This is a genomic window from Phenylobacterium sp. (assembly GCF_035276905.1).
In the GTDB taxonomy this organism is placed as follows: domain Bacteria; phylum Pseudomonadota; class Alphaproteobacteria; order Caulobacterales; family Caulobacteraceae; genus Phenylobacterium.
Genome location: NZ_DATELG010000423.1, coordinates 1 through 8,698 on the forward strand (window position 1 = coordinate 1; position 8,698 = coordinate 8,698).

General features: G+C 72.4%; 9 protein-coding genes and 1 pseudogene. 2 read left to right on the forward strand and 8 right to left on the reverse strand.

The genetic code is table 11. The features are described from left to right. The 4 genes from VJS38_RS20160 to VJS38_RS20175 form a co-directional block, all read right to left on the reverse strand. The coding region (locus VJS38_RS20160) for a hypothetical protein (RefSeq protein ID WP_324089938.1) at window positions 1–223 on the reverse strand (223 nt) is incomplete at its 3' end. A 4-nt stretch (window positions 224–227) separates the two neighbouring features. Next, a complete protein-coding gene (locus tag VJS38_RS20165) occupies window positions 228–1,628 on the reverse strand; it encodes a selenium-binding protein SBP56-related protein (protein ID WP_324089939.1) in 1,401 nt (466 codons plus the stop codon). Window positions 1,629–1,736: 108 nt separating this feature from the next. Next, window positions 1,737–3,146: an FAD-binding oxidoreductase gene (locus tag VJS38_RS20170; protein WP_324089940.1), complete on the reverse strand. Its 1,410-nt coding sequence runs from the start codon at window positions 3,144–3,146 to the stop codon at window positions 1,737–1,739. 41 nt (window positions 3,147–3,187) lie between these two features. Next, a complete protein-coding gene (locus VJS38_RS20175) occupies window positions 3,188–4,120 on the reverse strand; it encodes an L-threonylcarbamoyladenylate synthase (protein WP_324089941.1) in 933 nt (310 codons plus the stop codon). Between the two features lie 42 nt (window positions 4,121–4,162). On the opposite strand from VJS38_RS20175, the gene VJS38_RS20180 reads away from it, so the two are divergent. Continuing rightward, window positions 4,163–4,750, forward strand: coding sequence for a DNA-3-methyladenine glycosylase (locus VJS38_RS20180; RefSeq protein ID WP_324089942.1), 588 nt, complete (start codon window positions 4,163–4,165; stop codon window positions 4,748–4,750). 13 nt (window positions 4,751–4,763) lie between these two features. Here VJS38_RS20180 and VJS38_RS20185 read toward each other — a convergent pair whose 3' ends face one another. Next, window positions 4,764–5,246, reverse strand: a complete 483-nt coding sequence (locus VJS38_RS20185) for a peroxiredoxin (protein ID WP_324089943.1) — start codon at window positions 5,244–5,246, stop codon at window positions 4,764–4,766. A gap of 114 nt (window positions 5,247–5,360) precedes the next feature. On the opposite strand from VJS38_RS20185, the gene VJS38_RS20190 reads away from it, so the two are divergent. Further along, window positions 5,361–5,924: a YqgE/AlgH family protein gene (locus VJS38_RS20190; protein WP_324089944.1), complete on the forward strand. Its 564-nt coding sequence runs from the start codon at window positions 5,361–5,363 to the stop codon at window positions 5,922–5,924. Window positions 5,925–5,945: 21 nt separating this feature from the next. On the opposite strand, the gene VJS38_RS20195 is transcribed toward VJS38_RS20190, so the two are convergent. From VJS38_RS20195 to VJS38_RS20205, 3 genes and pseudogenes are all read right to left on the reverse strand, one after another. Next, on the reverse strand, window positions 5,946–7,580 hold the full coding sequence (locus tag VJS38_RS20195; RefSeq protein WP_324089945.1) for a bifunctional diguanylate cyclase/phosphodiesterase: 1,635 nt from the start codon (window positions 7,578–7,580) through the stop codon (window positions 5,946–5,948). A 78-nt stretch (window positions 7,581–7,658) separates the two neighbouring features. Next, window positions 7,659–8,270 carry a GNAT family protein gene (locus VJS38_RS20200; RefSeq protein WP_324089946.1) on the reverse strand — a complete coding sequence of 204 codons (612 nt, stop codon included), beginning with the start codon at window positions 8,268–8,270 and terminating at the stop codon, window positions 7,659–7,661. A gap of 97 nt (window positions 8,271–8,367) precedes the next feature. After that, window positions 8,368–8,698 (reverse strand): annotated as a pseudogene (locus VJS38_RS20205) (insulinase family protein); the annotation flags it as partial.

The following is an 8,698-nucleotide window of genomic DNA, read 5'->3' on the forward strand; positions in this document are numbered from 1 at the left end:
TGAAGCGCGGATGCCTGGGGCGCAGCAAGAGCCAGAGGCCGGCCGCGATCACCATCAGCGCCGCGCCGATCCGCAAGGCGCGCGCCCACGGCAGAAGCGCCGTCAGCAGGCCGAACGGCGCCAGCATGCCGGCCACCGCCAGCGGCCAGCCCATCGCCGGATTGAGGCCGTGGAAAACGCCGCTGGCGATCACGGTCAACCAGAGACCGGCCGCGGTCGTCAAAGGCTCAAACGGAGGGATAGCAGAAGGAGTCGGTCGAGCAGTCGCCGCCCTCGAGCCGGATCTGGTGCGTGCGGTAGCCCTGCGGGACGTCGACCCAGAACCGCTCGTCGAGCGTCAGGCCGCCGTCGGCCCCCACGTCGGCCTTGACCATCGCGCCGGGCACGCCCACCGGATAGAACTGGTCGTCCCAGGTCGAATAGAGGCCGTTGGTCCAGTAGACGCGCTTGCCGTCGCGGCTGATCTCGACCATCTGCGGTCCGCCCTTGTAGGCCTTGCCGCTCGGATGGTCGGCCTTGCGCACGATCCCGCCGATGTGCACCGAGCCGGCGAGCGCCGGCTGCAGCGGATCGCTGACGTCGTACTGCCGCATCTCGCCCGTGCCCCAGCACGAGACGTAGAGGAACCGGTCGTCGAGCGACAGGTCGATGTCGGTGACCAAAGGCGGAACCGCGCCGAATCCCTGCAGCAGCGGCGGCAGTCCATCTTTTTCCGCCGGCTCCGGCGGGATGGTGGCGGTCTTCCTGGCGTGGAACTTTCCGCCCTCGCGCCACCAGGTCCAGATCGAGCCTTCGAGGTTGGTGGTGTCGACGACGACGCCGAGGAAGCCGTACTCCTTCACCGGATCGTGCGCCGGGCGCACCTCCAGCGCCATCTGATGGTTCTCGCCCAGGTCGATGGTCTGGACGTTCCTGCGCGCGCGCAGATCCCAGAAATGCAGCCGGTGGCCGTACTTGTTGGCCAGCAGGTCCTCAGGAACCACCCCGTTCTCGAACTGCGGCGGCAGGCCCCATTCGCTGGTGACCATGTAGTCGCGCGGCAGGTTCCACCAGAAATCGTAGTGCTTCTCCTGGCAGCCGCGGTCGATCTCCCAGCGGCCGACCACCTCGAAGGTCTCGCAGTCCATGATGAAGACGCCGGGCGGGCCGTCGGTCCCGTCCGCGCCGCCGCCGCCCAGCGTCGAGACGTAGATCCCCTCCGGACCGCAGTGGACGGTGTGCGGGCGCGAGTAGCCGGTCTTGCGGAAGACCTCCTGCGGCTCGATGACCTTGTGGATCTTCGCCGCCAAGGGCCCGCCCTCGGTGTCGACCACATAGATGCGGGAGGAGCGGATCCCGGGAATGATCAGGAACCGGCGCTGCAGGAAGGCGTGGCCGGACAGCGGATAGAGCGCCGAGGAACAGGCGTTCCAGCCGAAGTGGTGGAACTCGTCGCCCTTGTTCGGCATCACCACGGTGTGCACGATCTTGCCGAAGCCGCCTGACGCCGGATCGACGTCGACCACAGCCAGGGCGTCGGGCTGCGAGAAGTCGGGGCTCAGCATCAAGGTGTAGGCGTAGGTCTCGGGCGGCGCCTCCATCGCCAGCCGGGGGCTGGCATAGAACGTCGGATCGGGACGGAGTGACATGGTCGGTCTCCCTGGCCGCGCCCGCCCCTTCGCCGCGCCATTGTGGGCCGTGCAGCGCGCGCCGCAAGAACGGAGAGCAAGCCGCTACTCCCCATTCAGTGACCAACGCTAGAACAGCACCCGCGGGTTCATGATCCGCTTCGGGTCAAGCGAGCGCCGGATCGCCTCCAGGGCGGCCACCTCGACCGGGCTCTTGTAGCGCCTCGCCTCCTCGGTCTTCATCGAACCCAGGCCGTGCTCGGCCGAGATCGAGCCGCCGAGGCTGGCGACCAGGTCGTGGACCCTGCGCGATCCGGCGTCGCGTCCGGCCGAATGCGCGGCGTCGTCGCCGCCGTCCGGACGCAGCACGTCGTAGTGGATATTGCCGTCGCCGATGTGGCCGAAGGCGACGATGCGGGCGTCCGGGGCCAGGGCGCGGACCGCGGCGTCGGCCTGCTCCAGGAACACCGCCACCTGGCTCACCGGCACGGCGACGTCGTGCTTCCAGGTGGCGCCTTCCGGCTTCTGGGCCGGCGACTGGTTCTCGCGGATCGCCCAGAGCGCCTTGGCCTGGGCCTCGGTCTGGGCGACCACCGCGTCGCGGATCAGGCCGTCCTCGAGCCCGCGCTCGAGGAAGCGGGCCATCGCCGCCTCCGCCGCCCCCGGCTCGCCGGAGCCGAACTCGGCCAGCACGTACCAGGGATGCCGCTCGGCCAGCGGATCGCGGGTCCCGGGGATGTTCTTCAGCGCGAAGTCGATCCCCAGGCGGGCCATCAGTTCGAAGGCCTCGACCCCGCCGCCGGTCTCCTCCTTGGCGCGGGCCAGCAGGGCGAGCGCCGCGGCCGGGCTCTCGACCCCGGCCAGCGCCACCGCACGCGAAGCCATCAGCGGATAGAGCTTCAGGGCCGCGGCGGTCACCACGCCCAGCGTCCCCTCGGCCCCGATGAGGAGCTGCTTGAGGTCGTAGCCGGTGTTGTCCTTGCGCAGGCGCTTCAGGCCGTTCCAGATCTCCCCGTTGGGGAGCACGGCCTCCAGGCCCAGCACCAGGCTTCGGGCCATGCCGTAGCGCAGGACCTGGACGCCGCCGGCGTTGGTCGAGACGATCCCGCCGACGGTCGCGGTGCCCTCGGACGCCAGGCCGATCGGGAAGCGCCGGCGGATCTGCGCCGCCGCCTCGTGCACCGCCGCCAGCGGCGCGCCGGCCTCGGCGACCAGCATCTCGTCGTCGAGGTCGGTGGCGCGGATCGCCCGCATCCGCTCGGTGGAGAGCAGCACCTCGCCCTGCGGGATCTGGCCGCCGACCAGGCCGGTGTTGCCGCCCTGCGGGGTGATCGCCACGCCCGCCTCGGCGCAGATGCCGACGATGGCGGCCACGTCCGTCGTGGTCCTGGGCAAGACCAGCAGCGGCGTCTCGCCCCGCCAGCGGTCGCGCCACTCGACGAGCTTGGGCGCCAGCCGCTCGGGATCCTGGCTCCAGCCGCCCTCCCCCAGCACGGCTTTCAGGCGGGAGAGGACATCGGCGGGAACGGGCGCGGTCATGGGCGCCAGAATAGCGCCTGGGGCGCGCCGGGGGGACCCCCCTAGCCCACGAAGCCCGCCGCGCGCTTCAGCCGGTCGTTGATCGCCTCGCCCAGGCCCGCGAGCGGGATCGGCGCCACCGCGATGCCCGCGGGGCTCGTGCGGTCGGCCTCGCGCAGATAGGCGAAGAGGTTGGCGGCGGCCTCGCGCAGGTCGCTGGTCGGGCTGAGGTTCCACACGCCCTCGCCCTCGGCCCCAGGCCCGAACGCCAGGAAGGCCTCGCCGGGCGCCGGCGCCTCGGCCTCGAGCCGCACCGGGGCCTTGGGCGCATAGTGGCGGGCGAGCCGGCCGGGCGAGCGCCGGGCGTCGGCCTCGGCCTCCGCCAGCGGCCCGATCAGCGCCTCGATCTCGCCGCGCGTCACCGCCCCCGGCCGCAGCAGCCGCGCCTCGTCCAGCAGGGCGACGACGGTCGATTCCAGGCCCACCGCGCAGGCGCCGCCGTCGAGCGCCGCCGCAGCCGCCGCACCGGTCTCCTCCAGGGCGTCGGCGAAGGTGGTGGGGCTGGGCCGGCCCGAACGGTTGGCGGAGGGCGCGACCACCGGACCGCCCAGCGCCGCCAAGAGCCGGCGGGCCAACGGATGGGCCGGCGCGCGAACGGCGACCGTGTCCAGCCCGGCCCGCGCCAGGTCGCACACCGCGGCCGTGTCGGCGACCGGCAGCACCAGGGTCAGCGGCCCCGGCCAGAAGGCCTGCGCCAATCGTTCAGCGCGCTCGTCGAAGCGGGCGATGCGGCGCGCGGTCCCGGCGTCGGCCACATGGGCGATCAGCGGATTGAAGCTCGGCCGGCCCTTGGCCTCATAGACCGCCGCGACCGCCCGCGGGTTCGCCGCGTCCGCCGCCAGGCCGTAGACGGTCTCGGTGGGCAAGATCACCAGCCCGCCGGCCCGCAGGGCCGCGGCGGCGGTTTGGATATCGGGTTCGGGGTCCTGAGCCACGGCCGCTGGTTACACCGCCGGCGCGCGGCTAGATAGCTCGCCATGACTTCGCGCGCATCGGCCGTGCCGTTGGACCTCGCCGCCTTCTTCGCCCGGCATCCGGTCGAGGTCGCCCGCGACCTGATCGGTTGGACGCTGGCCGTCGAAGGGGTCGGCGGCCGCATCGTCGAGACCGAGGCCTACCATCACGAGGACCCCGCCTCGCACGCCTTCCGGGGCCCCACGCCGCGCAACGGGGCGATGTTCGGCCCCGTCGGCCGCGCCTACGTCTACCGATCCTACGGCGTCCACTGGTGCCTGAACCTGGTCTGCGGCGAGGATCCGGGCAGCGCGGTGCTGATCCGCGCCCTGGAGCCGCTGACCGGGGTCGAGAAGATGCGCCAGCGCCGCGGCCTCGACGAGCTGCGCAGCCTCTGCTCCGGACCGGGGAAGCTCTGCCAGGCGCTGGCGGTGAGCCGCGCCCACGACGGCCTGGCCGTCGACGCCCAGCCCTTCGCCCTTGCCCCGGGCGGCGCGGCGGGGATCGTCACCGGCCCCAGGATCGGCATCAGCCGCGCCGTGGACCTGCCCTGGCGCTTCGGAGAGGCCGGCTCGCGGTTCGTGAGCCGGCCGTTTCCTCGCTCCCGCTAGCTGTGGGCCGGGGTCAGAGCTGCCCCAGCAGATGGTCCGCCGACGAGACCTTGAACTCGCCCGGCGCCTCGACGTTCAGCTCCTTCACCACACCGTCGTCGACGATCATCGAATAGCGCTGCGAGCGTTTGCCCATGCCAAAGCCGGTGGCGTCCATCTCCAGGCCGATCGCGCGGGTGAAGTCGCCGCTGCCGTCGCCCAGCATGACGATGTCCTCGCCCACCGCCTGGTCCTCGGCCCAGGCGCGCATGACGAAGGCGTCGTTGACCGAGAGGCAGGCGATCAGGTCGACGCCCTTGTCCTTGATCTCGTGGGCGCGCTGCTTGAAGCCCGGCAGGTGTTTGGCCGAACAGGTCGGGGTGAAGGCGCCCGGCACGGCGAACAGGGCCACGCGCTTGCCCTTGAAGAGGTCGTCGGACTTCACCGGCTTGGGCCCCTCGGCCGTGGCCTCGGTCAGCGTGACGCTGGGCAGCTTGTTCCCAACCTTGATAGTCATGGCCGTTCCTCCTCGATGCTCGGAGCTTGGCAGATAGCGACAACTGCGCACGCTTCAACCGGCTGTGGACAATCGTGCTTGAAAGCCGAGCGTTCCAGGCCAAATCTGTTGGGGATGGATCAAGGCTTTCTCGCCGGCCAACTGCTGATCGCCATGCCGGGGATCTCGGACCCCCGGTTCGAGCGCGCCGTGATCCTGATCTGCGCGCACGACGACGAGCACGCCATGGGCCTGGCGGTGAACCGTCCGGTCGAGGGCCTGAGCGTGCCCGACCTGCTGGAGCGGCTGGACATCCAGTCGGAGATCCGCGCCAGGCCGGACCTGGTGCTGATCGGCGGGCCGGTCGAGCGCGAGCGCGGCTTCGTGCTGCACACCGCCGACTACCACAGCGAACATTCGATCGAGCTCGGCAACGGCTACACCCTGACCGCCACCCGCGACGTGCTCGAGGCGCTGGCCCAGGCCGGCCCGCATCCGCGCCGCGCGCTGCTGGCCCTGGGCTACGCCGGCTGGGGCTCGGGCCAGCTGGAGAACGAGATCAAGGAGAACGTCTGGCTGGTCTGCGACGCCGACGACACCCTGATCTTCGGCGCCGACCACGCCGCCAAGTGGACCCGCGCGCTCGCCAAGCTGGGGATCGACCCACAGTTCCTCAGCTCCACCGCCGGCCGGGCTTAGGGCGCCTCGCTCGCCGCGAGCCTACCCCGCCTTCCGCGCCGGGCGGCCGTGGATGTCGCAGCCTTCGATGTAGGCGAGCGCCTCGGCGGGCGCGAGCGGCTGGGCGAAGCTGAAGCCCTGGCCGTAGTCGCAGCCCAGCGCGTCCAGCCGGCGCGCGGCGTCGGCGTCCTCGACGCCCTCGGCCACCACCTCCAGCGCCAGCTCCTGGCCGAGCCGGATGATCGAGTTGACGATCTTGGCGGCGCCGGGGTCGGCGCTCATGGCGCGGACGAAGTAGGCGTCGATCTTCAGCGTGTCGAACGGCAGGCGCGTCAGATAGGAGAGCGAGGAAAAGCCGACGCCGAAGTCGTCCAGCGCCAGCGTCAGGCCGGCGGCGCGCAGGTTGTGCAGGATGACCGCGGCGCGGTCGGGATCGCGCATCACCTCGCCCTCGGTCACCTCCAGCTTCAGCGCGCCCGGCGGCAGGCCGGCGCTGCGCCGCAGCTCGACCACTTCGGCCAGCAGGTCCGGCCGGTCGAGCTCGCCGACCGACAGATTGACCGCCACCGTGAGGTCGGCCGCCGACGCGCGCACCTTGCGCCAGGCCGCCAGCTGACCCGCCGCCTCGCGCCGCATCATCACGCCGATCTCGCCCATCATGCCCAGCTCCTCGCAGAGCGGCAGGAAGTGCTCCGGCGTAAGCAGGCCTCGGCGCGGATGGCGCCAGCGGACCAAGGCCTCGAACCCGGCCAGCGCGCCGGTCCCGAGCCGCACGATCGGCTGGTAGAAGGGGCCGAGTTCGCCGCGCTCGATCGCTCCGCGCAAGTCCGCCTCCAGCGCCAGGCGCGAGAGGCCGTCACCGCCGCCGGCAGGAGGCCGACGGCCGCCCTTGCGCGCCTCGATCTTCAGCTCGGCCCGCCGCAGCAGCTCGGCGGCCTCCGGCGCATCGCGTCCGCCGCGGGCCTCGACCAGGCCGACCGCCATCTTCGGGTGGATCTCGAAACCGGCGATCCGCATCGGCCGCTCCAGCTCGGCGCGCAACCGGTCGATCTCGGCTGCGCCCGCGCCGACGCAGAGCACCGCGAACTCGTCCTCGCCGATGCGCGCGGCGATGGCCCGGGGCGGGAGGGCGGCGGCCAGCCGCGAGCCCAGCGCCGCCAGCACCAGGTCGGCGCGCTCGTGACCCAGCGCCTCGTTCAGCCGCCGCAACCGGTCGAGGTCGGCGACCACCAGCTGGTGGCGGCCCGGCGCCTGCAGCCGCTCGCGCGCGCAACGGATGAAGCTCTGGCGGTCGAGCAGGCCGGTCAGGCTGTCCTGGTCGGCGGCGGCGAACCGGGTCTCCGGCGCCAGCACGCCGAGGCAGCGGCCGTCCTCCTGCCACTGGCCGCGCCAGATGCAGGGCGCCGCGCCGCGCGTACGCAGCCGCGCGGAGACCTCGGTTCCGGGCGGCTGGGGGCTGAGCAGGTCCTCGGCCGGGACGCGGTCCTGCGGCAGGACGAGGGCGCGAAGGGCGGCGGAAGAGCAATCGGGCGCGAGCGGCGCAAGGCCCAGGGCGCGCACCGCGCCGGTGAGCTGCAGGCGATCCTCGTCGGGACGCCAGGCCCACAGCGCCGTCCCGCCCGCGCCGAGGGCCGCGAGCGTCGTCGAGACATCCCAGATCAACCCGCCGTCCGACATCCGGCGCGCCTGCCCCGCCGCGTCTCGCCGTCCAAAGGCCGGCCGGACGCCCTGCTGCCCCAAAGTCGCGGGCGCGGCCTAGACCGACACCCCGACGTCCGGCAGGTCGGGCGCCTTGAAGGGCGTGACCTGACCGAACAGCACATGGTCTCGCCAGACGCCGTTAATTTTCAGATAAGCTTTGGCGTAGCCCTCCTCCTCGAAGCCGGCCTTGACCAGCAGCCGGCGCGAGGGGGCGTTGTCGGGGATGCAGGCGGCCTCCACCCGGTGCAGGCCGAGCGTGCGGAAGGAGAAGTCGCAGATCGCCCGCACCGCCCCCAGCGTATGCCCCTGCCGCGTGAAGGGCCGGCCGCACCAATAGCCGATCGAGCCCATCTGGGCGACGCCGCGGCGGACGTTGGAGAGGGTGATGCCGCCGGTCAGCGCGTCGTCGGCGCTCCTGAACACCAGGAAGGGGTAGGCCACGCCCAGGTCGCGATCGCGCGAATAGGCCGCCAGCCGGCGGCGGAAGGCCGCCCGGGTCAAGTCGTCGGCCGGCCAGGTCGGCTCCCAGGGCTGGAGGAAGGAGCGGGACGCGGCGCGCAGCTCCCGCCACTCGGCGTAGTCGGCCGCCCTGGGCGGACGCAGGTAGACGCCCTCCCAGTCGAGGCGCAGGCCGCTTTCCGGCGCAATCCAGTCCAGCAGAGCCATCGGCGAAGGGTCGCCGATTTCGCCAGGGCGTCAAGGTTGAGGGTAAACGGCGCGGCTGAACGCCCTCGCGCAGCGAAACGGAAAGGCGTCGCCGCCCCTACCCGAACAGCGCCCGGTCGAACGCTGGGGCGGCCTTCATCGCCGCCTTCGGCCCCAGCACCGCGACCGCGCTCTTGCGCGGCGCGAGGATGCTCTGCGCCAGCCGCGCCAGGTCGGCCGGCGTCACGGCGTCCACCTGGGCCGCCAGGGTCTCCGGCTGCAGCACCTTGCCGAACATCAGCACATGGGCCGCGGCCTGTTCGGCGCGGGCCAGGGTGTGCTCGCGGGCCATGAACATCGAGCCCTTCAGCTGGGCCTTGGCGCGGGCGAGTTCCGGCTCCTCGACCGCCTTGGTCATCGCGGCGATCTCGCCGGCGGCGACCTTGGCC

Coding starts and splice junctions, on each gene's coding strand:
- VJS38_RS20165 (WP_324089939.1), bottom strand. CDS start 1,628: ATGTCACTCCGTCCCGATCCGACGTTCTATGCCAGCCCCCGGCTGGCG.
- VJS38_RS20170 (WP_324089940.1), bottom strand. CDS start 3,146: ATGACCGCGCCCGTTCCCGCCGATGTCCTCTCCCGCCTGAAAGCCGTG.
- VJS38_RS20180 (WP_324089942.1), top strand. CDS start 4,163: ATGACTTCGCGCGCATCGGCCGTGCCGTTGGACCTCGCCGCCTTCTTC.
- VJS38_RS20185 (WP_324089943.1), bottom strand. CDS start 5,246: ATGACTATCAAGGTTGGGAACAAGCTGCCCAGCGTCACGCTGACCGAG.
- VJS38_RS20190 (WP_324089944.1), top strand. CDS start 5,361: ATGGATCAAGGCTTTCTCGCCGGCCAACTGCTGATCGCCATGCCGGGG.
- VJS38_RS20195 (WP_324089945.1), bottom strand. CDS start 7,580: ATGTCGGACGGCGGGTTGATCTGGGATGTCTCGACGACGCTCGCGGCC.
- VJS38_RS20200 (WP_324089946.1), bottom strand. CDS start 8,270: ATGGCTCTGCTGGACTGGATTGCGCCGGAAAGCGGCCTGCGCCTCGAC.